Origin of the sequence: Brevibacterium sp. 239c, assembly GCF_900169365.1 — a bacterium.
Classification (GTDB): Bacteria; Actinomycetota; Actinomycetes; order Actinomycetales; family Brevibacteriaceae; genus Brevibacterium.
Map to the genome: position 1 here is coordinate 142,555 of NZ_FXZH01000001.1, position 22,135 is coordinate 164,689.

A 22,135-nucleotide genomic window follows, 5' to 3' on the forward strand; every position below is an offset into this window, starting at 1 on the left:
TTGAGCAGATTGGGACTGTGAGAGGCCCATCCTTTGGCCCCCGGGCGATCTCTTGTTCTGGCAGAGCATTCCACGGAAGCTCGTCTCCGGGGCGCCAATCGATGACTTGCTTCGTCGACGACGCTGCGCGCATTGTCAGTGCCGGAAGCTGTTGGGGGTTGAACTGTTCAAGCATCTGCCAGGTGGAGAGCACTCGCTCTGGTTCGGACGTGTTCGAAGATCGTCGACTCTGCATAAGACGAGCCTAAAACACAATGTCACTTCTGTAATGAGCTTGGGTAATGAAGGTAGGCGGCCAAAGGTCTGTGACCGGCATGTGGACTCGAGGTACAGGTCAGGGCGACGGTGCTGTCTGGCCGAATCGGTGCGGCGGCTTCAAGGACTTCTCCGATGGTTACCGACGTACCCTTTTACGTTGGCATCTTGACCTGCTTTCGCTCACACTAGGCGAGAGAAGCTGCAATAGATGTCATCGGCTGTCGTAAGAGGAAATCATCTCCGCAAGCAAACAATCTTCTCTGGCCGAGCAAACCCGCTGGCCGACGCTTATTCCGTCACTGATCGTGAGGCCTCAATGACCCAAAGTCCAGAGAACCCAGGCATTCCAGAGGGCCCAGACCTCGCAGTCTCCGGCGACGCCACACCTCCCGGGTTGTCCTACTTAGCCACCATTGACGTTGAAGTGGACGCGCCGATCGCCATCGGCACCACAGTCGACGGGCTGCGCAAGGTCATCCCGATCCGCGGCGGCAAGGTCTCAGGCCCGGGACTCAGCGGCGAGGTGCTCGACGCCGGTGCCGACTTCCAGCAATACCCCAGCGAGACCGTGGCCTACCTGGCCGCCGACTATGTACTGAAAACCGACGACGGGCACCACATCCTCGTCGAGAATCGGGCATTGCGCACCGGCAGCAGCAGCGACCTGAACAAGCTGATGAACGGCGAACAGGTTGACCCTGAGCGAATCTATTTCCGCTGCGCACCTCGTTTGAGCGCCGACCAGTCCGGCCCATACGCCTGGCTCAGCGACGTCCTGTTCATCGGCTCCGGAGTGCGCAGCCCCAACGGCGTGCGCATCGACATCTTCCAGGTCCGCTGAAATTTGCCAATTCCGCTCGCGCCATCCAGTGCCACAGACCTCGGGCTTATGGCCTGACCGTCACACTCCTGCAGCTTCTCTGACGTCCGGGCGACGGTTGGCCTCAACATCGACTCCGCGCATGCCCAGAAGCACGATTGCCGCCAGCAGAAGCACCACGCCGACGAAGACGTAGATCGCCTGCGGAGTCCATCCGCCGTCGAGCATCGCACCGGTGGCTGTCGGGGCGATGATCGCGCCGAAGCGACCGATCCCGATTCCCCAACCCACACCGGTCGAACGCAGTGAAGAGGAGTAGGACTGCGGGGTGAGAACGTAGAGGCCGGCAATGCAGCCGTTGCTGAACATGCCGACCAGGACGCCGACGATGACGACCAGAACGATCCACTGCGCGGTGAAGATGAACACTGCCATCAGGATCGCAGCCAGCACTGAGAAGCATGCCAGAACTGACCGGGTCGACCAGCGGGAGGTGAACAGCCCGAAGGCGACAGAGCCGATCGCCCCGCCCAAGGTCAGACCGACAGTGACGATCATTGACAAGGTGTCGGTGAGCCCGGTTTCGTGCATGAGTCGCGGGGTCCAAGAGTTGACGAAGTAGAAGCCGAACATCACGATGAAGAACGTTGCCCAGACGACGAATGTGACCCGGCGGTTGCGACGGTTGAACAGAGCCAGGACACCTGAGTCGCTCGTCGCGTTCTCCTCGGCGATGGTCGTGGCAAAGAGATCGACCGTGTCGGTGAAGCCCAGCTTCCGAGCAATGACATCGAGCTTCTTCTGCGCGGTCGCCGGTTTCCGGTTGTAGAGATAGGACGGCGACTCGGGGACCAGCAGCAGGACGAGAACGAGGGACGCCGTGGCGAGGCAACCGCCGAGGACGAAGACCGAGCGCCAGCCTGAGGTGGCGATGAGCGAGACCATCACCGATCCGCCGAGTGCTGCACCGATGCCGTAGCCGGCGGTGTAGATGCTGATGACCAGGCCGCGGCGCTTGCGGGAGGCGTACTCCGCGCAGATGACATTGGTGCCCACCAGAATGCCGCCCACGCCCAGTCCTGTGACGACGCGCCAGATGCCCAGCTGAGCCGCCGAGGTGGCGGTGGCGGAGAGGAAGAGACCGCAGATATTGACGATGAGAGCCACAATCGTCATGTTCCGTCGCCCGATCCGGTCCGCAACCGGGCCTAGGACCAGGGCGCCGATTGCCATGCCGAGCAGCGCCGCACTCATCACCAGTCCGAGCGCCGTCCCTGAGAGGGAGAACTCCTCGCTGACCTGGTTCGAGGAGAAGGAGATGGCAAGGACGTCATAGCCGTCAAGGGCGTTGAGAAGGGTGCAGATGCCGACGATCAGCCATTGATAGGCCGACATTCGAGAGGTGTTGAGTCGTTCGCGCAGGTCCACCGCATACTCCGATTCTGAGGTGAGATAAGCACCCGCACCATTGCGGGATACCTATGATGATAGGGAAAGCGTGACGCTCAGCACATTATCAGCGGCGTCGGACTCGGGCAATGGCCGCGCGGTGGCGAGCGGGTCGATGGCACCCCGGTGTCATCAGCGAAAAGCATTTTACCTATGGACATAGGTAAATACCTATGCGTATAGTGATTTCAAGAACCCACCGCAGTGTTCGCGAAAGGAATCGCCACGTGGAGGCAACGACCGCTACCAAGGTGCTGGACGACTTCTCTTTGGAGATGACCGGCAAAGACATTCCCAGCCTGCAGCAGGCTGCTCATGCGATTCCGCAGGGAACGCGCGTCAACGTCACGTTCCTCGGCAACGAGAATCTTCAGATGCGTGTCGAGGCCGCCAATGAAGTCCTCGAACTCGGATTCGTTCCCGTTCCTCATATCTCAGCCCGCAGGCTGAAGTCAGAGACCGAGCTGCGCGAGTTCCTCGATGCTCTGCAGCAAGCTGGGGCCAGTGACCATGTCTTCGTCGTCGGGGGAGACCCGGCAACGCCCGAAGGCCCCTACCCTGATTCGCTCTCGGTCATCCGCTCCGGAATCCTGCAGGACTATGGGGTGAGGGAGGTGGGCATCGCTGGTTACCCCGAAGGCCACCCCGACATCAGCACGGAGACTCTCTGGGAGCACATGTCTGCGAAGACCGAGTCTCTGACGGAGCAGGGGCTGGGCCAAGTCGTCCTCACCCAGTTCGCCTTCGACGCTGCGGCGGTCGTGGCGTGGGTCCATGAAGTGCGCGGCTGCGGCATCGAGGCTGACCTTCGCATCGGCACCCCCGGTCCCGCAGGCATCAAACGACTCCTGGGCTATGCCCGCCGCTTCGGTGTGGGCACCAGCGCGGGAATCGCGAAGAAGTACGGGTTCTCGCTGACGAATCTGATCGGCACTGCCGGACCGGAGCGATTCCTCAAGGATCTGACCTCATACGAATCCATCACCTCGGCGTCCTCAGGGGTCAAGACCCACTTCTACACCTTCGGCGGACTCGCGTCCACAGCCGAATGGGTCCAAGACTTCACTGCACAGGCCTGAACGCCAGTCACACACAGAGATAAGAACAGAGAGGTTCATCGACCATGACAGACAATCTCCAGCAGATCCTCGATTCGACCAATGCCGTCGATCATCTGCGCAATTCGCAGATCGGCTCGTACATCTATCCGGTCGTCCCCGCTGACTTCACCAACTGGATCAAGGAACAGAAGGCATGGCGTGAGACCGCTGTCCTCTACGATCAGTCGCACCACATGGACAACGTATTCCTCAAGGGTCCCGATGCCATCAAGCTGATCTCCGACACCGCGATCAACTCGGTCGCCAAGTTTGCTGTGAACAAGGCCAAGCAGTACGTGCCCACCACCGAATCCGGCCACGTTGTCGGCGACGGCATCCTCTTCCACGAAGCCGAAGACGAGTACGTGTACGTGGGACGCTCACCCGCGTCGAACTGGCTGCTCTACCACAGTGAGACCGGCGGCTACTCGAACCTCGACATCGAGGTCGACCGCAGGTCCCCATCACGGCCATACGGTCACGCTGTCAGCCGCCGCTACTACCGCTTCCAGATCCAGGGCCCCAACGCCTGGGCGATCATCGAAAAGCTCAACGGCGGCGAGCTGGAGAAGCTGAAATTCTTCAACATGTCGACCATGACCATCGTCGGCAAGCAGGTTCGCACCCTGCGCCACGGCATGGCAGGCGCCCCCGGCCTCGAGATCTGGGGCCCCTACGAGGACCACGACGCGATCCGAGATGCCATCGTCGAGGCGGGTGCTGAGTTCGGTCTGCTGCCCGTCGGCGCGCGGGCCTACCCGTCAAACACGCTGGAGTCGGGTTGGATTCCCTCGCCGCTGCCGGCCATCTACTCTGGAGAGGCCGAGCGCGGCTACCGCGAATGGCTCGGCGCCGACAGCTACGAAGCCACAGGCACACTGGCTGGATCGTTCGTCTCCGACAACATCGAGGACTATTACCTGACCCCATGGGAGCTCGGCTACGGGTCGTTCGTGAAGTTCGACCACGACTTCATCGGCCGCAGTGCCTTGGAAGCCATGGATCCGGCAACCCAGCGTAAGAAGGTGACTTTGGCCTGGGATGCCGATGATCTGGGTGAAGTGCTGTCCTCCCCGCTCAATGTCGATGGACCGAATTACAAGTACTTCGACCTGCCCTTGGCCAACTACGGTTCGGCGAACTATGACTCGGTCGTCGATGCCGATGGCAATGTTGTCGGCATCTCGATGTTCACCGGGTACTCGGCCAATGAGCGCCGAGGTCTGTCCTTGGCCACGGTCAATCCCGACGTTCCCGAGGGAGCTGAGCTCAAGGTCGTCTGGGGTGAGCCAGATGGTGGCACCTCGAAGGCCTCGGTGGAGAAGCACGAGCAGACCGAGGTGGGTGTCGTCGTCAGCCCCGTTCCGTATTCGACGGTTGCGCGTCAGACCTATCGCGGTGGGTGGCGCACGGGCCAAGGCGCCTGAGAGTTGTAGTCTGAGGGGGTTCGGGCAGCGGGCCCGGACCCCCTCGCTGATTCACAGAATAGGAACCACGATGAGTCTCCGAAGCGCTCTCCTGGCGTTGCTCCGCATCGGCCCGATGTCCGGCTACGAGCTGCAGAAGCAGTTCTCCCAATCCGTTGGTCACGTGTGGCATGCCCCGGATTCGCAGATCTATCCCGAGTTGCGGAAGATGGCGAAAGAAGAGCTCATCATCGCTGAGGAGCAGACTCGCGGATCTGCTGGAATGCGCCGTGTCTATCATGTCACCGAGGCGGGGGAGCAGGCCTTCATCGACTGGATGCACAGTCCATTGAAGTACCAGCGCACACGCGACGCCGCTCACTTGAGGGCCGCATACCTCGAGTCGGCTGACCAGGACGCCGTCTTTACGTTCCTCAACGAGCACATAGCTCACTGGACGAGCGAACTCAAAGTCTGGGAGGACGAGATCGCCACCATTGAAGCTCTCGAATCTCCGATGCTCAATCGTCGTCTGGCAGTCACGGCCGATGAAGACCGTGAAGTCACCATTGAGTATAAGAAGTTCGCCTACGAGGGTCTGGCCGCCCGAGCCCGCAGCGAGATCGAATGGGCCCAGCGGGGCCTGAAGCTCAGCAAGAGGCTTGAACGAAAAAGCGCGCAGACCGCACAATAATTTGAGTTCGCCACCGTGGCGGAATCAAGCCGAGCTGCGAAGATTCACGAAGATGTTGCGGTGAAATTGTCCATACGATTCCACCGGTAGCGCGTCTGTCTGTCGCACTGCACCAGGATGCGCAGGAACAGGCCGCCCGCAATGAGGCCACCGAGGAGATCTGTGGCCCAGTGCCAACCGAGGAGGAATGAGACCGCCACGGAGTTCACGCTGATCGCGACCACGACCCAGCACAGAATATGGACGAGCCGTCGGGAGGCGCCACTGTAGTGGGCGATGAGGTAGACGGCGGCGCCATAGATGAGCACCGCCTCGGCGGAGTGTCCGGAGGGGAAGCTGATCCCACGATCACCGAACTCGAGCAGACCGCCTTGGAAGAATCTCGGATCATGCAAAGTTGTCGCTGGCCGGGCCAGCAGAATCTTCAGCCCCCCGATGCCGATGAAGAAGGCCGCCTCGGCCGCCAGCGCGAACCCGATCGGGCGCCAGGACTGCCTCCTGCGCGCGAGCACAATCGCAACAATCGCCAGCACGGGCATACAGACTGCCTGCCCGGCAATGCTGTCCAGAATATTCTGTGTGAACCACACCAGGTCAGGGTTGAAAAGGTAGAGCCAGCGACGATTGAGCTGGTAGTCCCAGACTCGCAACGGCCCCGCGGCGAAGATAGTCAACACGACGAATCCGAGTGCCAGCACCCAAATTGAGGTTGCCTGAGTAAGCCATCCCTTACTCTTCGCCTGTACTCGGTCATGATCGGAGGGAAAGCCGGTCTGACCATCAGGCGCCATGCGAGAATCGACAACCATCAAGGGCGAGTTTAGTCGGTTCGAGGTGCCGACGTGGAAACAGCTGAATAATGGGAGTTGAACCACCAGCGCATCTTGGCGCTGAATACTATTGGTGTTATGACATGACTCACGTAGCATCAAGTATGGACGTCGTTGACTTTGTTCCAGAGCGCAATCAATTCGTCTACACCTTTGGCGGATCCCAACCGGCAGCCACGATCACACCCGGCACAGCCCTGCGCCTGTGGTCCGAGGACGCATTCAACAATGCGATCACTTCTGTCGCTGACATTCCGAGCGAAATGCTCGACGCACGGTATCTCAACCCGCAGACGGGACCCTTCTACGTCGAAGGAGCCCAACCGGGGGACACCCTGGTCATCCACATTGTCGAACTCACTCCTGCACGCAGTTGGGGAGCATCGGCGATGATCCCGTTCTTCGGCGGACTGACGGCAACGGACAGAACCAGCCTCCTGCACGACCCGCTGCCGGAAGGAGTCTGGATATACGAGATCGACTCCGCCGCACAGACGGTGGGTTTTCAGACGCACAAGGGCGACTTCGAACTGGCGCTGCCTCTCGAACCCATGCTCGGCACCGTGGGCGTGGCGCCTGCCGGAGGCGAGGTGCATTCCTCACTGACTCCCGAACGCTACGGCGGAAACATGGACACCCCCGAGATGAAGGTCGGTACGACAGCCTATTTCGGAGTCAACGTCGACGGAGCCATGTTCTCCATCGGCGACGGTCACTACCGGCAGGGCGAGGGCGAAGCGTGCGGCACAGCGGTCGAGGGGGCGATGAACTCGACGATCATCGTCGACCTCATCAAAGGCGGCGGTCCGGCGTGGCCGCGGCTGGAAAACGACGGCCATTGGATGGTGGTCGGGTCTTCGAGGCCGATGGAGGACTCGTGGAGGATCTCCCAAGTCGAAATGATCCGCTGGCTCGGCGAGCTCTACGGACTGGAGACCATGGACGCCTATCAGCTGCTCACCCAGATCTCCCTAGTCCCCGTCGCCAATGTGGTCGACACCAACTACAGCGTCGTGACGAAGATTGCGAAGTCCCTCCTGCCCACGCGCAGTGCCTTCGACGGGATCCACGCGGACCTGCGTGATCGTGCACGTTCCTTGTCCTAGTTCCAGAGAGCATCGAGGAGAAAGAGTTCCGTCATGGACCTGAAGATCAGCGGGAAGACAGCAATGGTCACCGGGGGCACACGGGGTATCGGGCGTGCCATCGTCGAGGCATTTATCGCCGAGGGTGCCAACGTGGCCTTCTGTGCAAGAAAGGCCTCAGAAGTCGCCGAGGCGGAAGAATCCTTGGCTTCGAGGGGCAGAGCCATCGGCACGGTCCTTGATGTTCAAGACGCCACGTCTCTGTCCGAATGGGTCGAGGCCACGGCCGCAGAGTTCGGCGGAATCGACATGGTCGTCAACAGCGTCAGTGCCTTGGCGATACCGGATACCGAAGAGAACTGGTACGAGTCGTTCAACGTCGACATGATGGGCACGGTGAACCTGTCCAAGCTCGTGATCCCATATTTGGAGAAGAGCGATGTGGCATCGCTGCTATCCATCTCGAGTGTCTCTGGTCGAGAAGCTGACTTCGCCTCCGGGCCCTATGGCACGATGAAGACCGCGATCATCGGCTACATGGCCGGACTGGCGCTCAGTCTTGCCGACAAGGGCGTCAGGGTGAACACGGTGTCGCCGGGCAACACGTATCACGAGGATGGAGTGTGGCCGGGAATCGAGTCATCCGACCCCGAACTGTTTGCACAGGCGATGAGCTTGAACCCCACAGGACGCATGGGAACACCGCAGGAGACGGCTGCGAGTGTCGTGTTCTTGTCGAGTCCGATGTCGAGCCGGACGTCTGGGGCGAACCTGCTGATCGACGGTGCGTTAACTAGAGGGATCCAGTTTTGAATCTGTGTGGGACGCTCAGGCGTCGTCGGACTCGTCGTGTGAGGCTTCAGATTCGTTCCGCTTAGCCTCTTCACCTTCGTCGTGGTCTTCGGTGCGTGCGTCCTTCGAAGTGGGGGCCGCACCTGCAGCTTCGTCGAGGTTCTCGGCGGCATTGCGCATACCGTCTTCAATCGGCATGATCTTCACCTTTCGCAATCGAATGTGAAGGCCGAGTCTACGCCCTGACTATGACCCCAGCAGCTGCATCTTGCGCTCCAGTGTGATCTCAGCGGGCTGCGCTCTCATCGCGGTCTACCGACAGTTCATCGCCGAATTCCGGCGAAGCCGGGGAACAATGGCCTCTGGGACAGGGTTCAGTTCATCGGCCGCATGAATCAGCAGTACTCAGAGATGGATTTCAACTGCGGCTGAGCCTGCGCATTGGCGACTACCGCCGCACCGACGGCGTTCGCGGTTTGCAGCGCCTCGGCAGGAGAGGCGCCAGAGCACAACGCTATGGTCAGCGCGGCACAGAAGGCATCGCCGGCTCCCACCGTGCTCACCACCTCGGCGCTGAGCCCGGGAGCGAAGGCGGTCTGATTGCCGTGGTGGAGAATTGCGGCTCCCCTCGCGCCGTAAGTCACTGCTACCAAGGATGCTTCACGCAGGGCCGGGTTGAGGGCGAACTCGGACTCATTGACGATGATGAGGTCGGCACGGTCGATGAGCTCTTGCGGCAGCCGAACGGCCGGTGCGGCATTGAGGGCGAAGAATCCTCGGCAGCGTCGGGCGGCTGCGATGACGGTGGTCATCGGAATCTCCAGCTGAGCGAGCACAATCTCGTCTGCCCCGAAGACCACACCGTCGACGGTGGCTGCGGCATTGGCTCCATCACAGACGGAGATCTGATTCTCCCCAGCGGCGTCGACCATGATCATGGCTGTCCCTGTGGCATGCGACGAGGTGGTCACACCGCTGACGTCGACTCCCGACTCCTGCAGGGAGTCGAGCATCGCCGTGCCGTCGGAGTCATCGCCGACGGCTCCGATCATTCGAGTTCGTGCCCCTAAACGTGCAGCTGCTGCTGCCTGATTGGCGCCCTTTCCTCCGGCACTGCGGGTGAGGACACCGCCGCTGACGGTCTCACCGGCCAGCGGCAGCCTCCGAGAAGTTGCTGTGACGTCAATGTTGATGCTGCCGACGACGGTGAGGCTGACGGGAGAGCTCGGGGCTACTTCAAGCTGTGTATCGGGGGAGTTGGTCATTGGGCGTCCTCTGTGCTCTGGCAGGTAAGGGGGTAGATGTCATGCAGTGGGGCTTTGGATGACGGTGAGTGGGCCCACATTGGAGGCGATGATGCATTTCGCGAGGTAGACCGGGGCGGAATAAGCTTCGGCAACCTGGGTGAGGATGAGCACCGGGTCGGTTTCGAGGAGATTGAGCTGTGCGCCTCGGGACGCTCCGATGATGCTCGGCGTGATCTGGCAGCTGGCCATCGTGAGCACCGGGCCGCAGAGCTCTTGGATTCCCGTGAGCAGGGTGGCCTGCGCGTCTGCGGCGCGAGGCAGGGCCGCAGAGATGAGGGGGTGGGCGTCACTGAGGTATCTGCCAGCTGGAAGGTGCTCCTGGACGATGGCCACGGGTTCGCCGGCACGGAGCAGCACGCTCTCGCGGAACCAAGCATTGGCTTCGGCTTCTAGGTCGAGGTGGTCGGAGACGAACTCTGTGTTCGGTTGGAGTTGAATGGGCGAGGCTTCCACTGTGAGTGGTGACTGCGCACCGGCCAGCACGATTTCGAATGGGCGCAGACCCTCAAGGCCCATCCTGGTCACCGAGGCCGTGACGAATCGCCCCACCCCGCGGCGAGTGCGGATGAGGCCGTCCTCCTCCAGGAGCATCAATGCTTCGCGGATGACTGTACGGCTGACTCTCAAGGCAGTCCCGATCTCCGTCTCGCGAGGCAGAGCTGAACCGACTGGAAAGGTACCCGAACGGATGCCTTGAGCGATGCGTGAGTAAACAGCTACTCGCATCGGTTGACCTGCTGTCGTGCTCAGCGGTGTAGACAGCAGGGCCTCGGCGTCGGTCATCGTCATTCCTTCGGTCGGGCGGGATGCTGCGAGTAGTGGTGTGCGGGTTCGCTCTCTTGATGTGCCGCCAGGGACGTCAGTATCTGTCCATTCAAACAAGAATTCTCTGCAATGTACATATCATACACAAGAGGTATAACATCATACTTGAAAATGAACGGCGGTACTTCAAAGAGGCGGCACCAACCCGATGATCAATCCAAGGACGTTCCTATGACTTCTTCCTCAGCGACAGCTGACGGCCCGTCGGATCTCATCGACGGCACCGAAGGGAAGCTCCGCGGGAGTGCAGCCGTCGGCCTTGTGGCCACTCTGACGCTTGCGGTGGTGGCCTTCCAGCTAAACGCGAGCATGCTGGCCCCGGCGCTGCCGGACATCGCTCACACCTTGGGTGAAAGCCTAGACGCGGTGTCTCACGTGTCTTCGCTGTTCTTCCTCGCCGGTGCAGTCGGCGGAGTGCTCCTGGCTCGCTGGTCCGACTTCATCGGGCGCAAACGCGGGCTGCTCATAGTCCTCTCGATCCTCACTGTGGGCACGGTTTTGTGCCTTCTTGCTCCGAACCTCACTCTGCTGCTGATCGGCCGCGTGTTCCAAGGTGCTTCGAGTGCCGCCTTCCAGCTCTCCTACGTCATCCTCAATGAGAAGTTGAGCCGGAAGATGTTCGGCACAATGCTGGGAATCCTCACCGCCGTCAACGGCGGCGTTGGTGGGATCGACGGCTGGGTGGGCGGGCTGCTCACAGATGCCTTCGGTTACCGGTCGCTGTTCGTCGTCATCCTTGCCATCGGCCTGATCGCTCTGTTCAGTGTTTGGCAGTTCGTGCCAGCTGATCACGGTGCAGCATCGGCGGGACGGATGGATTGGTGGGGCGCAGGTGCGTTGTCACTGGGGCTGATATGCCTCACCTATTTCGTTACCACAGGCGGAGGGTCGGGCTGGACAGATCCACTGACTCTGGCCTTCGCGGCCGGCACCGTCGCCTCCCTCATCGTCTTCGTCCTCATCGAGAAGCGCCGGGCCACTCCGCTCATCGCCGTCGACCAGCTGAAGTCCCGATGCGTGTGGCCAGTCATCACGACGACCGTGCTCGCACTCTCCAGCGTATTCACGGTGATCAACTTCACCGTGGTTCTCCTCAGCCAGGATGCGGACCACGGTTATGGTCTCAACGCTGCGACCAGCGCTCTGATGTTCCTTGCTCCGCCCGCGCTCATCGGGCTCGCGGCGGCCCCGTTGGCCGGTTGGCTTGCGGCCCGAATCGGCTGGGCGCTGATCCTTCGCATCGGCCTTGGGCTCTGCGTAGCGGCACTCATCGTCATTGCCCTCTCGCCTGGATCGACCTGGCTTGTCTTTGCCATGATCATCGTCCTGGGCATCACCTACAACGGTCTGGTGCTGACGACGGCCAATGGCCTGGGTGTGCTGCAGTCCCCGCCAGAGGCACCCTCTGCCCTGCCGAGCATGAACAGCGCGGCCTTCGGCATCGGCGCAAGTCTGGGGATCGCGATCGTCGCTCCTTTCACGGCATCTGGGGGTATCGGCGGCTATGCCAGCGCGCTGTGGATTTCGACGAGCATCGCCGTGCTCGCGCTCATATCATCGTTCACCCTCAAGACCTCACCTCAGGCAATGGCCCGCTGATAGTGACCGTTCATTCCGAAACTCTCTTCACCCGAAATCCGACGACGCACAAAGGATCTGCTGTGACCACACCCATTTACTTCGACTGCGACACCGGGGTCGACGACGCCATGGCCCTCGGCCTGCTGCTCGCTTCTGCTGAGGTAGACCTTGTTGGTATAGGCGGCGTGCACGGCAACGTCAGCGCTGCTCAGGGGGTGGAGAATACTCTGCGTCTGCTCTCTCTGGCCGGTTGCGAGGAGATCCCCGTCGCAGTTGGAGAGAACGATCCTCTGTGCGGCGACTTCGGCGGTGGAGTTCCCCATATCCACGGTTCCAACGGACTCGGCGGCATAGCTCTGCCCGCCGCAGCGGCGACACCCGTGGAAGAAGATGCCGCCGACATGCTCGTGCGCCTCTCGCACGAGTACGCAGGAGATCTGAAAATCGTCGCAGTAGGGCCGTTGACGAACCTGGGCACTGCTCTGCAGCGAGATCCGTCCGTGGCTGAGCGGATCGCCTCGGTGACTCTGATGGGGGGAGCGGCACTGGCACCTGGCAACATCACCGCCGTCGCCGAGGCGAACATCGCCAATGACGCTGAGGCCGCACAAGCAGTGGTCTCCGCACCTTGGTCTGTGACGATAGTGCCACTGGATGCCACAATGACCAATCTCTTCGAAGAATCCGATCGTCAGCAGCTGCTTGCCGCGGAGTCGGAGTTCGTTCACTGCCTCGGGCAGATCCTCGACCGCTACTTCGACTTCTACGTAGGCGAGTTCGGCCGGCGCTGCTCTGCTCTGCACGACCCACTGGCCGTGGCGATCGCCATCGGAGCCGTCGCACCGGGGAAGGCGCCGCGTGTGCCGGTCATCATCGACACCTCTGACGGCCCCGGACGCGGACAGACGATCTGCGATCTGCGGGGACGGAGGCCGGACCAGGTGGACAGAGATGGAGCGAACGTCCGCGTTGTCCTCGATACACAGGACCAGCTCGCGCCCGTGCTCATCGACCAGCTTCTGAGCTTCGGGCGCAAGCTCGTCGCTCAGGGGGGTGTCGGCAGCTGAGGCCTGCCGGTACGTCTCTCAGCTGGCACGAGACAGCCGCCCCGGACCCCTGCAGGGTGCAGTGTCAGTGTCCGCAGAGCCCATGGTCAGCACAGCGGGCTGGACCGGTTGGTCATCGTTCAGTGTCGTCGTGCTTCGCCTCGGCCGGGGCAACCAGGACGGGACATTCGGCATTGTTGAGGACACCGAGCGATACTGAGTCCAGCAAGGCGCTCGGAACTGCGCCACTACCTTGGGTCCCGATGACTGTGAGAGCAGACGTACGCGTCTTAGCCGCGATCAGTAAAGGCGGCTCACCGACGTCGACCTCGACCTCGACTGTGATGTCCAAGGACGGGTACAGCTCCTGGAGCCAGGAGACTTCGGCCTCGATCGACTTCTCAAGTTCACTCCGGCGTGTTTTGATGGTGGACTACGTCGACGTAGAGCTCCGGGCATCAATACACCCACTCATCGATCAGGGGCATGGCGGCGAGGGTATGAATCTTGCCGCCGTGATGTTCGGCCTGCTGCGCCGACGTGAGCAGGACCATGCGACTTTGCTCGGAGCCATCGATCGTAGCAATGACAGGGGAGTCGGTCGTTCCGCGGGTGAAGCGCTCGGTGGCTTGGGCCGGGACAGCTGATATCCACTGGGCACCACGACGGTGGGGCAGTGGGCATGGGCTGGCAGTGCTGGTGCGACCGATCTCAGAATCCGGCCGACGAAGCCATCCCGACTGCGGGCCCCCACGACGACCAGCTTCGCCCGGGCCGAAAGATCGACGAGGGCGCCGGTGGCGTCTCCCTGCTCGGTCACGAAATCCACTTTGCTCTGGTATCCCTTGAGGTATTCGCGTTCTTCGGCAAGAGTCTTCTCGGCGATTTCCTGCCTGAGCTGGTCCTCAGGTTGGGTCGGAAGTGATGCAGGGTTTGATGACACTCATACTGATCCTTGCATCAGTCCCGAACAGATCGATGTAAGGAAAGGTGACAGCCTGTGTGGTGCCCTCGTTGGAGCCCTGTCACAGAGCTTGTTCTTCGACGCGAAGAGTCATGTCCCTTGGCATCGACGTGTTGACCCGCAAGCGCAAACCGTTGCAATGCTGTCCAGTCTGACCTGCCGTGGTTATTCGCTTTGGATTATACGAGAATTCCCCACCCGAGCCCGCTCCACGATCACTGCGATGTGCACGCGGTTGCTCGTGTCCAGCTTGATGTTGATGCGGTTGAGGTGAGTCTTCACGGTCGCGGTGCTCATGTAGATGGCGTCTGCGATCTCTTGGTTCGACAGGCCTTGCGCCACGAGTACCGCGATCTCGAGCTCCTTAGCGGTGAGATCAGCCAGAAGTGCGGTCGCCTCACGCTGCAGGCGTTGGTCCTGCCTGGTCGTCACCGTCGAGATCAGCTGCTGCATCGACCTCGGCGAAAGGATCGGCTCGCCGAGATGCACTTTGCGGATCGCCTCGGCGAGAGCCACCGGCCCGATGTCCTTGAGGAGGTAGCCGGCGGCACCGGCCTGGAGGGCGCGGAGGAGATAGTCATCGGTATCAAAACTCGTCAGCGCGACTACCTTCGGTGGGCGAACACTGTTGACGAGGCGCTCGATCGCCTCGATCCCGCCGATGCCGGGCATGCGGATATCCATGAGCACAACATCAGGGAAATGCAGGGCTACCTTCTCCAGCGCCTCTTCACCACTTGACGCGGACCCCACGACCTCGATGTCATCAGCAGCGTGGAGGATTCCCCTGATCCCGGTGACAACCATCGCATCGTCATCGACAACGAGCACACGGTTCGAGGCAGCATTCTGGGTCATGATCGACACATTACCCGAGGGCAATGACACCGATAGTCCAGCGGCTCAGCTCCGGTGTGTGAAGGCCGGAAGTTTTGCATCGATGATGAATGAACCGTCGTGAACGCCGATGAAGACCTCACCCTCGAGCATCGACACCCTCTCCCTAATTCCCTCGAGCCCGGCACCCGAACCCGTCGATGACAGATCCCACTGACCGGTGGGGTTTGTCGAACCCACGCTTGGCGCGGACGTCGGGTAGGGCGGAATGCCGGGAGCCACCTCGGAGAAGGAATTGGTCGGCGGTTGGAAACGATTGGTCGACGGCGGCATGGGATTTGCGACGACGACATGTGTGCCTAGGGCAGCCGAGACCGTGACCTCGAGTGTGACCGGGGCACCCGGCGCGTGTTTCATCGCATTCGTCAGCGACTCCTGGACGATGCGATACACCGCACGGTCGAGGACTGTTGGAGCGCTTTCGACATCTTGGATGATGATCGAGGGGCGGATGATCGTGCCGGTGGACTGCACCGAAGCGACCAGCTGCGGGATCGAGCGCATCGACGCCAGGCTCGGAGGAGCCGACGCTTCCTTCTGTTGACCGGCATTGGCCAACGTTCCCTCGCGGACCCCGCCGACCAGATGGCGTAGATCTTCCAGGGATGCGTGTGCCTCCTGCCGCAACGCCGAGGCGGTCGAGGCGACATCGCCGTCATCCTTGCTGCCGACCTCAAGAGCACCGCTGTGCAAAGAGATCACTGAGAGCCGGTGGGAGAGAGTGTCATGCAGCTCCCGGGCGAGGAGCTCGCGTTCGGACTGGCGGGCCAGCTCGGCGGAGAGGGAATCATTGCGCTGGGTCTCGCGTGCAGCGATCGTCTCGACTGCCTCCATCCGTTTGGTCCGGCGCAGCAGAGCACCAACGCCGAGGCTGATGCCGAGTCCGATGATGGCTGCGGCGATTGTTACGAGGGTGATGGCCAGCAGCGAATCGGCCGAGGGGGTGGGCGCGTCGAGGTTCGTCATCTGCTCGGGGTCGGTCAGGAACAGGATAGCGAAGGGATTGAGCTGAGCCGGTCCTAGGCACATACGCACGGTGGAGGCGGTGACCAGGATCGATGCCACCGCTGAGGCTACGATGGTCTGTCGCTTTGATGCGCGGATGACGAGGTGGAAGAGCCCGATGAGCAACAGGAGGGCATCACCCCACCCTGCGGTGAGTAGGGCACCGGTGATGAACGGGGCCCAGGGCCACTTGTGCCGGAGGAAGACTGTTCCCCACACGGGCGCGAGGAGGAAGACTCCCAGCATCCCCGTATTGCTGATGATGCCGTCGTCAAAGGCCCACGTGTTCGACGTCAGCGCCATCACCGAGGCGAAGAGTCCAAAGAGTAAGAGGACCACGCCGATGACGATGCTCATGACGATGCGCACCCACTGGGGAACCCGGCGCCGCCGTGGGCGGGGGAGGTTCTCAGGGCGCTGCTGAGTAAATGGTTGACCTGACACACCTGAATAGTAGCCGCGAGCTCTGACACACGTAGTCCACCGATCGGGTGGACCGACTCAACCGATCGGCCAGCCAGTTGGAGCCGATGGGTGGACGTGCAAAACGTGACCACACGCGAGGCTTGACGAGTCAGCACGTCACAGCCGTTCAAACACCTTTTCAAGGAGCATCATGTCCAACCCACACACACCCCAGAATCCCGACCAGCCGCAGCAGCCTGGTCCTCAGCAACCCGGCTCCCAGTCGGCAGGTCCTCAGCAGTGGGCACCGCAGTACGCGCAGACCAGCCCCAACCAAGGCTGGGCAAACGGCACCGGTCCCGGGCACCTCACCTCAGAGTCATTCTCGGCAGCCGGCTCGGCGCAGGGCTACCCCGGGGCACAGCCCGGTGATCCAGGTGAGCATCCACGGCAGCAGGGTTACGTCGGTGGCCCCTATGGGCAGAAGCCGGTGAAGCAGAAGAAGTCATTGCTCAAACGTTGGTGGTTCTGGCTCCTCGTCCTCGTCATCGTCATTGCGATGATCAGCGCGCTGGGTGGCGGCGGAGAGGACACGCCCGACGAAGCCAGCTCCTCTTCTGCACAGGATAAGAAAGCTGCGGGAGGCGAGCAGAAGGCCGAGAAAGCACCTGTCGAAACCGGCATCGGCGATGCGGTCACGGCCGACGGATGGGAGATCACTGTCAACAAGGTCGAGGACGGTGTGGCATCGGTCGGTGACGAGTTCATGGGTTCCGAGGCGCAAGGGCAGTTCGTCACGGTGGCGCTGTCGGTGAAGAACACGGAGGCGGAGCCGGACTACTTCTTTGAGGACAACATCAAGCTCGGCGATGACGAGGGCAACACCTACTCCGCCGATTCCGAAGCCGGGATCTACGTCGACGAGAACTCGATCCTCTTCCTCGAGGAGATCAACCCGGGCAACACAGCCAAAGGCGTGCTGGTCTTCGACGTTCCCAAGGACGTCAGCCCCGACCGACTCACCTTCGAAGGCGGAATCTTCTCCGACCCGGTGGAGATCTCACTGAAGTAGGGACCTGCTCGTGGGCGACTCGGAACACCCAATCGTGTGTGCCGGGTCGCTCCGCGCGTGAGCTCAGGCGCCGAGCTCTCGGCCTCTGTCTATGATCTCATCCGCAGCAGAGAGAGTCTGGCCCAAGAACCCCGCCCCAAACAATTTCACGTGAGCCAGCAACGCGAAGAAATTGTGGACCGGCAGATCGTTTGCCCAGCCAGAAGGCATCGGATGGACAGCCTCGTAGCCGGCAAAGATCTCATCAAGGTACGGTGTCCCGAACAGTGCCAGCATGGCCAGGTCCTCGAGACGGTGCCCGCCATGAGCAGCAGGATCGATGAGCGTGCACCCATCTTGCGTCCACATGAGGTTCCCTGCCCAGAGATCACCATGGACTCGAGACGGTTTCTCACGACCGACGCCAGCAATGCCCTCGAAGGCACCACTAGCTATCTCCTTGATCGCGGTGGCGATCGTTTCCTGCTGGTCACTCGACAGTTGGTCGCGGATCTCGTTCGCCAATGCTTCCAATCGTGTCTCTACCCAGAACTCCGTGAACGACTTGCACGAGGCGACCTCTACCTCGAACGGAGACTCCAATGGCCCGAACCAGGCAGGTTCCGCAGGTGCCCACCCGAACGAAGGAGCACCGGAGTGATGGAGCATCGCAAGTTGACGGCCGAAGGCGAAAGCAGAGTTGGCGTCGGGCGCGGCTTCCTTGACACGGTCTAGCCGCAGACTGTTCGCATCATGTTCGATGACGCCCACAACCGGAACAACATCCGGCTCTGCCAGCCACCGCAGCCCTGCAGCCTCAGCAGCGAAGAAGCCTCCCGGTGCGTTTCTGCGACTTTTGATGAAATCAGCCATGTCGCTAGGGTAACGGTCGTCCGCGTCAGATCGTGCCGTCAGGCGTGAGTCAAACTGTTGTACTCAGGCAATTGGATGTTCGTGGCGAAGATGTCCGTAATCTTCATCATGGACTTGAAAAGCACGCGGTTGCTGAAAGAGAGATCGCGCAGACGGATGCCGAGCTTGCTCGGCGGTGCAAGGAACGGTCCGGCATTGCCAGATCGCGCAATCTTCGCATACCTGCGCATGATCGAATCGTAGTTGCCGAGTGCCCGCATGACGCCTGCACCGGGAGTCAACAATTCACCAGCCAATACGTACGCGCCGACCACAGCCAGTCCAGTGCCGAATCCGCCGAGGGTATTGCCATAGGCTGAATCGCCGACGAGGACCACCCGATTGCGATAGAAACGATCCATTCGCACTCGGTTGATGCCGTCGATGTAGAAGTCTGGAGCGTCTTCCAGCCGCGCAAGCATTTCGGGCACCCGCCACCCCATGCCGTTGTATCTCTCGGAGATGTACTGCTTCTGGCTGTCGGAGTCATTGCGCTCATAGGCTTCCGGTGCGCCTGAAAACACATATAGGTCAGGTGCCTTGGGGCCGCCGATGGTTGCTAGCCTGCCCGGCTCGTTATACCAATACCCACGTCGCCTTCCGGGGCCGTTTGTGTCCCAACCGTCTGTTCCAGTGCTGTCCCTAAGATGATCGAGCGAGCCGGAACCGACGACCGCGTAGTGGTAGCCGAGATGCTGGACGTGCTCGTGCTCGGGTCCGAATGCGAGTCTTCGCACCCCTGAATGGATCCCATCGGCACCGATGACCAGGTCAAAGCTGTCGCAACGTCCACTGCGGAAACGGACACCCATATGATCTGTCTGCGGTGTCAGGGCTTCGATCCTGTCGTCGAAGATCCATCGCGCGGCTTCGGCACTGCAATTGAAAAGCAGCGTCCCCAGGTCGCCGCGGAGAATTTCGATGTCCCCGCCGGTGAACTCGTGTGGAATGGTCGCCCGCGTTCGCCCGTCTGCATCAACCAGATGCTGATCAACCGCGGAAGTGCGAAGCTCGTATATGTCCTCCCAGAGCCCCATCCGGTCGAGAACCATGCGATGAGTGGGCCCTTTGAAGTCGACTGCTTGGCCGCCCGTCCGCAAGGTCGGAGACAGATCAACGACGGTGACATCGTGGCCGGCGCGTGTGAGCCAGAAAGCCACGGCTGAACCGGCGATGCCGGCCCCTGATATCAGGATCTTCATGAAATTGGCCCCCAAGTCGTATAAACTGTGTCTACCAGATACATATTAGTGTCGGGTGGACACAGTAATCAAGGTCTTAAGGAATGACAATGTCGAACGATTCGCTGTCCGAGGTGCTCTGGTCCGCGCCACCCGCATCTAGGCGAGGCCCGAAGCCCCGTGTCGGCCAGGACATGATCATCGAGGCGGCTGTGAGGATCGCCGATGAGCAGGGCGCAGATGCGGCATCGATGCAGCGAATAGCAAACGATCTCGGTGTCACCAAGATGGCCCTCTACCGTCACGTCCCAGGCCGCCCCGAGATGGTGGCGCTCATGATCGAGGCCGCACTTGGACCGGCTCCCGAGCCATCCGGCGCCTGGCGTGAAGGACTGCGGCAGTGGGCTGATGCCATGTACATCGTCTTTGCAAGGCACCGATGGCTGTCGGCGTTCGCGACAGGCGCCCGGCTCATCGGGCCCGTCGAGCTCTCTTGGATGGAGTCGGGATTAGCCGCTATGACCGATTTGAAGCTCAACGGGATGGAAAAGCTGGACACCCTCGTCCTCATCGGGTCGCTCGTTCGTGGAATGGTCGAACAGCGTCGGGACCGGCACGACGGATGGGAACAGACGATGCAGGCTCAGCTCCTGCCGGTGCTCAAATTGCGGGAAGACGAATTCCCGCTCACTGCAGCTGCCTTCGCGGACCGGTCGATTCCCGATTCGTCGGAGCAGGCCTACGAATTCGGGCTGAATCGGATTCTTGACGGCGTCGAGAACTTCGTCGCAACGCGCTGACCCTGGTGTGAGGGCACGCCGGATCCATTGAGGACGGCTTCCGTGCGATCAGGTTCGTCACTCGGGATTCAGCTGCGCCTGTGCGGCGTCCATATGATCGGCATCGCCGGTCTCCAGTGCGTAGAGTCCCAGCTCGACCGGAGAGGTCGAGAACAGTTCGCCGCAGTGCTCGGCCAGCCTCGGCCACACACGTCCACCCTTCTCCACATACCGCTTTACCGTCGCGTCGAACGCTTCAGCCGAGACACTCGCGTGGTGAAACATGAAGTCACGCGCGGGATCGCCGATGGTGGCCGTCGTCCAATCGAGGATGCTGAGATTCCTCGCCCCATCCATGAGCTGATGCGCCGGATACACCTCTCCATGAGTCACGACCGTGAACGTGGGCCAGAAGGAATCATCATCGAGCCACGCGCCCCACCGATCCTGGAGACTCGGGGCTACATCGAACTCGGCCACGACGCGAGCGATGTCATCACGCTTACGCTGCCTCACCTCGGCAGGGGAGCGCTCCTCAATGCCGGAGGCGCGAACGATTGAAGGATCGACGAGGTGGAGCTCGGCGAGGAAATCGCCGAGCGAGTACACATATTCCTTGGCCTCGACATCAAAATGCCACTGCGGCTGACCCTGCCCATCGATCGTGAGTCCAGGATCACCGGGCAGCAGCGGATAGGCAATGAGGTCCTTCGTGTGGATGCGCCAGTTGGGGACCGCGACACTGAGATGAGGTGCGATCGCCTGCAGAAAACGGCCCTCGACAGCGGCCCGGTCGGTGACGTCCGGGCGGCGGGGGATTCTCAGCACCCAGGACTGACCATCAACCACCTCGGCGATGGCGACTTGAAAATCGAGGCCAAGCTCATTGACGGTGACAGTCTCAGGAACGATATCGAGACCATGATCCGATGCCAGCTTCAGGATGGTGGTGAACTCTGCACTGTCGGCCGACATGTGGCCACCTTTCGGCGAAGGAGTCGCTTCGTAGGGATCTGTGATCAGTCTAAGGCGGCAGCGCGATCTTGCGACAGCGGAATCTGAGGGCGCCGCGAACTGAGCAGAACGATTCCGAAGAGCATCTCCCACCCGATGATCGCGTACATGCCGATGCGCTCCCACACTCCGTCGGGAAGAAGAATTCCGGGTACGGCCCTGACGTCGACCTGGAGCATGACGATGCCGAGGATCCCGATGAGACCGATGGCGATGGTCAGGAGGCCGACGATGCTGTTGCGTCGGCCCAACAATAGGGAGATGCCGATGCATATCGCGCTCACATGTCCGCCGAAGAAGGCGAAGAACGCGCCGAGGAGGTGAACCCAGGCGAGACCGAGTTCGTTGTTGTGCTGACCTGCATTGACCGCTGCGATGATGACCATTCCGAGGGCATGGAGGATCGCGCAGGCGATCACCGGGACTCGCAGCGGAAACCGCGATCCGCGCGCCATATATATGGCCGCAGCAGCGAATAGGAGCCCCTGAGCGACAAAGGCGATGTTCATAACCAGGTGCAGGGGCGAATCGATGACACGATCACCCAACATCTCGACATCGGGCACACCGAGATCGCTGATGTAATTCATTTCATACGAATAATGGGGAAATGCAGATGCGGCGAGAGCCTCGGCGAGGAGATAGATAGTCCCGGCGAGGATCCAGCAGATCGCCGCTATGACGGTCGAGCTGGGTGTCGCGGAAGCATCAGATTGAGTCTCACGCATGCGGCC

Annotated in this window: 23 protein-coding genes and 1 pseudogene; 11 read left to right on the forward strand and 13 right to left on the reverse strand. The window is 61.2% G+C overall.

Annotated elements, in window-relative coordinates:
* Positions 1-574: 574 nt before the first annotated feature.
* Positions 575-1,099, forward strand: a complete 525-nt coding sequence (locus BSP239C_RS00660; RefSeq protein ID WP_101569688.1) for a DUF3237 domain-containing protein — start codon at positions 575-577, stop codon at positions 1,097-1,099.
* A 60-nt stretch (positions 1,100-1,159) separates the two neighbouring features.
* Here the strand turns inward: BSP239C_RS00660 and BSP239C_RS00665 are convergent, their stop codons facing one another.
* Positions 1,160-2,473: an MFS transporter gene (locus tag BSP239C_RS00665; protein ID WP_257929980.1), complete on the reverse strand. Its 1,314-nt coding sequence runs from the start codon at positions 2,471-2,473 to the stop codon at positions 1,160-1,162.
* Positions 2,474-2,754: 281 nt separating this feature from the next.
* Here BSP239C_RS00665 and BSP239C_RS00670 point away from each other — a divergent pair, with 281 nt between their 5' ends.
* From BSP239C_RS00670 to BSP239C_RS00680, 3 genes are all read left to right on the forward strand, one after another.
* Positions 2,755-3,606 carry a methylenetetrahydrofolate reductase gene (locus BSP239C_RS00670; protein ID WP_101569690.1) on the forward strand — a complete coding sequence of 284 codons (852 nt, stop codon included), beginning with the start codon at positions 2,755-2,757 and terminating at the stop codon, positions 3,604-3,606.
* 44 nt (positions 3,607-3,650) lie between these two features.
* Positions 3,651-5,054: an aminomethyltransferase family protein gene (locus BSP239C_RS00675; RefSeq protein ID WP_101569691.1), complete on the forward strand. Its 1,404-nt coding sequence runs from the start codon at positions 3,651-3,653 to the stop codon at positions 5,052-5,054.
* A 70-nt stretch (positions 5,055-5,124) separates the two neighbouring features.
* Positions 5,125-5,727 carry a PadR family transcriptional regulator gene (locus BSP239C_RS00680; protein WP_101569692.1) on the forward strand — a complete coding sequence of 201 codons (603 nt, stop codon included), beginning with the start codon at positions 5,125-5,127 and terminating at the stop codon, positions 5,725-5,727.
* Between the two features lie 44 nt (positions 5,728-5,771).
* Here the strand turns inward: BSP239C_RS00680 and BSP239C_RS00685 are convergent, their stop codons facing one another.
* Positions 5,772-6,536 (reverse strand): phosphatase PAP2 family protein, encoded by a 765-nt coding sequence (locus tag BSP239C_RS00685; protein WP_257929981.1) that lies wholly within the window; start codon positions 6,534-6,536, stop codon positions 5,772-5,774.
* A gap of 104 nt (positions 6,537-6,640) precedes the next feature.
* Between BSP239C_RS00685 and BSP239C_RS00690 the strand changes: the two genes are divergently transcribed.
* Positions 6,641-7,663 carry an acetamidase/formamidase family protein gene (locus BSP239C_RS00690; RefSeq protein ID WP_257929982.1) on the forward strand — a complete coding sequence of 341 codons (1,023 nt, stop codon included), beginning with the start codon at positions 6,641-6,643 and terminating at the stop codon, positions 7,661-7,663.
* A gap of 33 nt (positions 7,664-7,696) precedes the next feature.
* Complete coding sequence (locus tag BSP239C_RS00695; protein ID WP_101569695.1) at positions 7,697-8,455, forward strand: SDR family NAD(P)-dependent oxidoreductase; 759 nt, start codon at positions 7,697-7,699, stop codon at positions 8,453-8,455.
* 15 nt (positions 8,456-8,470) lie between these two features.
* On the opposite strand, the gene BSP239C_RS20635 is transcribed toward BSP239C_RS00695, so the two are convergent.
* The 3 genes from BSP239C_RS20635 to BSP239C_RS00705 form a co-directional block, all read right to left on the reverse strand.
* Positions 8,471-8,632 (reverse strand): hypothetical protein, encoded by a 162-nt coding sequence (locus BSP239C_RS20635; RefSeq protein WP_180958866.1) that lies wholly within the window; start codon positions 8,630-8,632, stop codon positions 8,471-8,473.
* Between the two features lie 197 nt (positions 8,633-8,829).
* Entirely contained in the window at positions 8,830-9,699 is an 870-nt protein-coding gene (locus tag BSP239C_RS00700) for a PfkB family carbohydrate kinase (RefSeq protein WP_101569696.1), read from the reverse strand.
* Positions 9,700-9,738: 39 nt separating this feature from the next.
* Complete coding sequence (locus BSP239C_RS00705; RefSeq protein ID WP_257929983.1) at positions 9,739-10,524, reverse strand: GntR family transcriptional regulator; 786 nt, start codon at positions 10,522-10,524, stop codon at positions 9,739-9,741.
* Between the two features lie 213 nt (positions 10,525-10,737).
* Between BSP239C_RS00705 and BSP239C_RS00710 the strand changes: the two genes are divergently transcribed.
* Together BSP239C_RS00710 and BSP239C_RS00715 are read left to right on the forward strand one after the other, a co-directional pair.
* The gene (locus BSP239C_RS00710) at positions 10,738-12,165 is read left to right on the forward strand and encodes an MFS transporter (RefSeq protein WP_101569697.1); all 1,428 of its coding nucleotides are present in this window, start codon (positions 10,738-10,740) and stop codon (positions 12,163-12,165) included.
* A gap of 62 nt (positions 12,166-12,227) precedes the next feature.
* Positions 12,228-13,214: a nucleoside hydrolase gene (locus tag BSP239C_RS00715; RefSeq protein WP_101569698.1), complete on the forward strand. Its 987-nt coding sequence runs from the start codon at positions 12,228-12,230 to the stop codon at positions 13,212-13,214.
* Positions 13,215-13,326: 112 nt separating this feature from the next.
* On the opposite strand, the gene BSP239C_RS00720 is transcribed toward BSP239C_RS00715, so the two are convergent.
* Complete coding sequence (locus tag BSP239C_RS00720; protein WP_180958867.1) at positions 13,327-13,545, reverse strand: universal stress protein; 219 nt, start codon at positions 13,543-13,545, stop codon at positions 13,327-13,329.
* Between BSP239C_RS00720 and BSP239C_RS21005 the strand changes: the two genes are divergently transcribed.
* Positions 13,457-13,840, forward strand: coding sequence for a hypothetical protein (locus tag BSP239C_RS21005; RefSeq protein WP_257930009.1), 384 nt, complete (start codon positions 13,457-13,459; stop codon positions 13,838-13,840). The two genes, BSP239C_RS00720 and BSP239C_RS21005, sit on opposite strands and share 89 nt — an antisense overlap.
* 68 nt (positions 13,841-13,908) lie before the next feature.
* Here the strand turns inward: BSP239C_RS21005 and BSP239C_RS21010 are convergent.
* From BSP239C_RS21010 to BSP239C_RS00735, 3 genes and pseudogenes are all read right to left on the reverse strand, one after another.
* Positions 13,909-14,136, reverse strand: a pseudogene (locus BSP239C_RS21010) (universal stress protein); the annotation flags it as partial.
* Positions 14,137-14,322: 186 nt separating this feature from the next.
* Positions 14,323-15,015: a response regulator transcription factor gene (locus BSP239C_RS00730; RefSeq protein ID WP_101569701.1), complete on the reverse strand. Its 693-nt coding sequence runs from the start codon at positions 15,013-15,015 to the stop codon at positions 14,323-14,325.
* Positions 15,016-15,060: 45 nt separating this feature from the next.
* The gene (locus BSP239C_RS00735) at positions 15,061-16,503 is read right to left on the reverse strand and encodes a sensor histidine kinase (protein ID WP_257929985.1); all 1,443 of its coding nucleotides are present in this window, start codon (positions 16,501-16,503) and stop codon (positions 15,061-15,063) included.
* Positions 16,504-16,675: 172 nt separating this feature from the next.
* Between BSP239C_RS00735 and BSP239C_RS00740 the strand changes: the two genes are divergently transcribed.
* Positions 16,676-17,536 (forward strand): DUF4352 domain-containing protein, encoded by an 861-nt coding sequence (locus tag BSP239C_RS00740; protein ID WP_101569703.1) that lies wholly within the window; start codon positions 16,676-16,678, stop codon positions 17,534-17,536.
* Between the two features lie 63 nt (positions 17,537-17,599).
* On the opposite strand, the gene BSP239C_RS00745 is transcribed toward BSP239C_RS00740, so the two are convergent.
* On the reverse strand, positions 17,600-18,388 hold the full coding sequence (locus BSP239C_RS00745) for a fructosamine kinase family protein (RefSeq protein WP_101569704.1): 789 nt from the start codon (positions 18,386-18,388) through the stop codon (positions 17,600-17,602).
* Between the two features lie 38 nt (positions 18,389-18,426).
* The gene (locus BSP239C_RS00750) at positions 18,427-19,629 is read right to left on the reverse strand and encodes an FAD-dependent monooxygenase (protein ID WP_101569705.1); all 1,203 of its coding nucleotides are present in this window, start codon (positions 19,627-19,629) and stop codon (positions 18,427-18,429) included.
* Between the two features lie 89 nt (positions 19,630-19,718).
* On the opposite strand from BSP239C_RS00750, the gene BSP239C_RS00755 reads away from it, so the two are divergent.
* Positions 19,719-20,408, forward strand: coding sequence for a TetR/AcrR family transcriptional regulator (locus tag BSP239C_RS00755; protein WP_180958868.1), 690 nt, complete (start codon positions 19,719-19,721; stop codon positions 20,406-20,408).
* 57 nt (positions 20,409-20,465) lie between these two features.
* Here BSP239C_RS00755 and BSP239C_RS00760 read toward each other — a convergent pair whose 3' ends face one another.
* Positions 20,466-21,362 (reverse strand): macrolide 2'-phosphotransferase, encoded by an 897-nt coding sequence (locus BSP239C_RS00760; RefSeq protein ID WP_101569707.1) that lies wholly within the window; start codon positions 21,360-21,362, stop codon positions 20,466-20,468.
* A 44-nt stretch (positions 21,363-21,406) separates the two neighbouring features.
* The gene (locus BSP239C_RS00765) at positions 21,407-22,129 is read right to left on the reverse strand and encodes a DUF998 domain-containing protein (protein WP_101569708.1); all 723 of its coding nucleotides are present in this window, start codon (positions 22,127-22,129) and stop codon (positions 21,407-21,409) included.
* Positions 22,130-22,135: the final 6 nt, after the last annotated feature.

Coding starts and splice junctions, on each gene's coding strand:
- BSP239C_RS00660 (WP_101569688.1), top strand. CDS start 575: ATGACCCAAAGTCCAGAGAACCCAGGCATTCCAGAGGGCCCAGACCTC.
- BSP239C_RS00665 (WP_257929980.1), bottom strand. CDS start 2,473: ATGTCGGCCTATCAATGGCTGATCGTCGGCATCTGCACCCTTCTCAAC.
- BSP239C_RS00675 (WP_101569691.1), top strand. CDS start 3,651: ATGACAGACAATCTCCAGCAGATCCTCGATTCGACCAATGCCGTCGAT.
- BSP239C_RS00680 (WP_101569692.1), top strand. CDS start 5,125: ATGAGTCTCCGAAGCGCTCTCCTGGCGTTGCTCCGCATCGGCCCGATG.
- BSP239C_RS00685 (WP_257929981.1), bottom strand. CDS start 6,536: ATGGTTGTCGATTCTCGCATGGCGCCTGATGGTCAGACCGGCTTTCCC.
- BSP239C_RS00690 (WP_257929982.1), top strand. CDS start 6,641: ATGACTCACGTAGCATCAAGTATGGACGTCGTTGACTTTGTTCCAGAG.
- BSP239C_RS00695 (WP_101569695.1), top strand. CDS start 7,697: ATGGACCTGAAGATCAGCGGGAAGACAGCAATGGTCACCGGGGGCACA.
- BSP239C_RS20635 (WP_180958866.1), bottom strand. CDS start 8,632: ATGCCGATTGAAGACGGTATGCGCAATGCCGCCGAGAACCTCGACGAA.
- BSP239C_RS00700 (WP_101569696.1), bottom strand. CDS start 9,699: ATGACCAACTCCCCCGATACACAGCTTGAAGTAGCCCCGAGCTCTCCC.
- BSP239C_RS00705 (WP_257929983.1), bottom strand. CDS start 10,524: ATGACCGACGCCGAGGCCCTGCTGTCTACACCGCTGAGCACGACAGCA.
- BSP239C_RS00710 (WP_101569697.1), top strand. CDS start 10,738: ATGACTTCTTCCTCAGCGACAGCTGACGGCCCGTCGGATCTCATCGAC.
- BSP239C_RS21005 (WP_257930009.1), top strand. CDS start 13,457: ATGACTGTGAGAGCAGACGTACGCGTCTTAGCCGCGATCAGTAAAGGC.
- BSP239C_RS00730 (WP_101569701.1), bottom strand. CDS start 15,015: ATGACCCAGAATGCTGCCTCGAACCGTGTGCTCGTTGTCGATGACGAT.
- BSP239C_RS00740 (WP_101569703.1), top strand. CDS start 16,676: ATGTCCAACCCACACACACCCCAGAATCCCGACCAGCCGCAGCAGCCT.
- BSP239C_RS00745 (WP_101569704.1), bottom strand. CDS start 18,388: ATGGCTGATTTCATCAAAAGTCGCAGAAACGCACCGGGAGGCTTCTTC.
- BSP239C_RS00750 (WP_101569705.1), bottom strand. CDS start 19,629: ATGAAGATCCTGATATCAGGGGCCGGCATCGCCGGTTCAGCCGTGGCT.
- BSP239C_RS00755 (WP_180958868.1), top strand. CDS start 19,719: ATGTCGAACGATTCGCTGTCCGAGGTGCTCTGGTCCGCGCCACCCGCA.
- BSP239C_RS00760 (WP_101569707.1), bottom strand. CDS start 21,362: ATGTCGGCCGACAGTGCAGAGTTCACCACCATCCTGAAGCTGGCATCG.
- BSP239C_RS00765 (WP_101569708.1), bottom strand. CDS start 22,129: ATGCGTGAGACTCAATCTGATGCTTCCGCGACACCCAGCTCGACCGTC.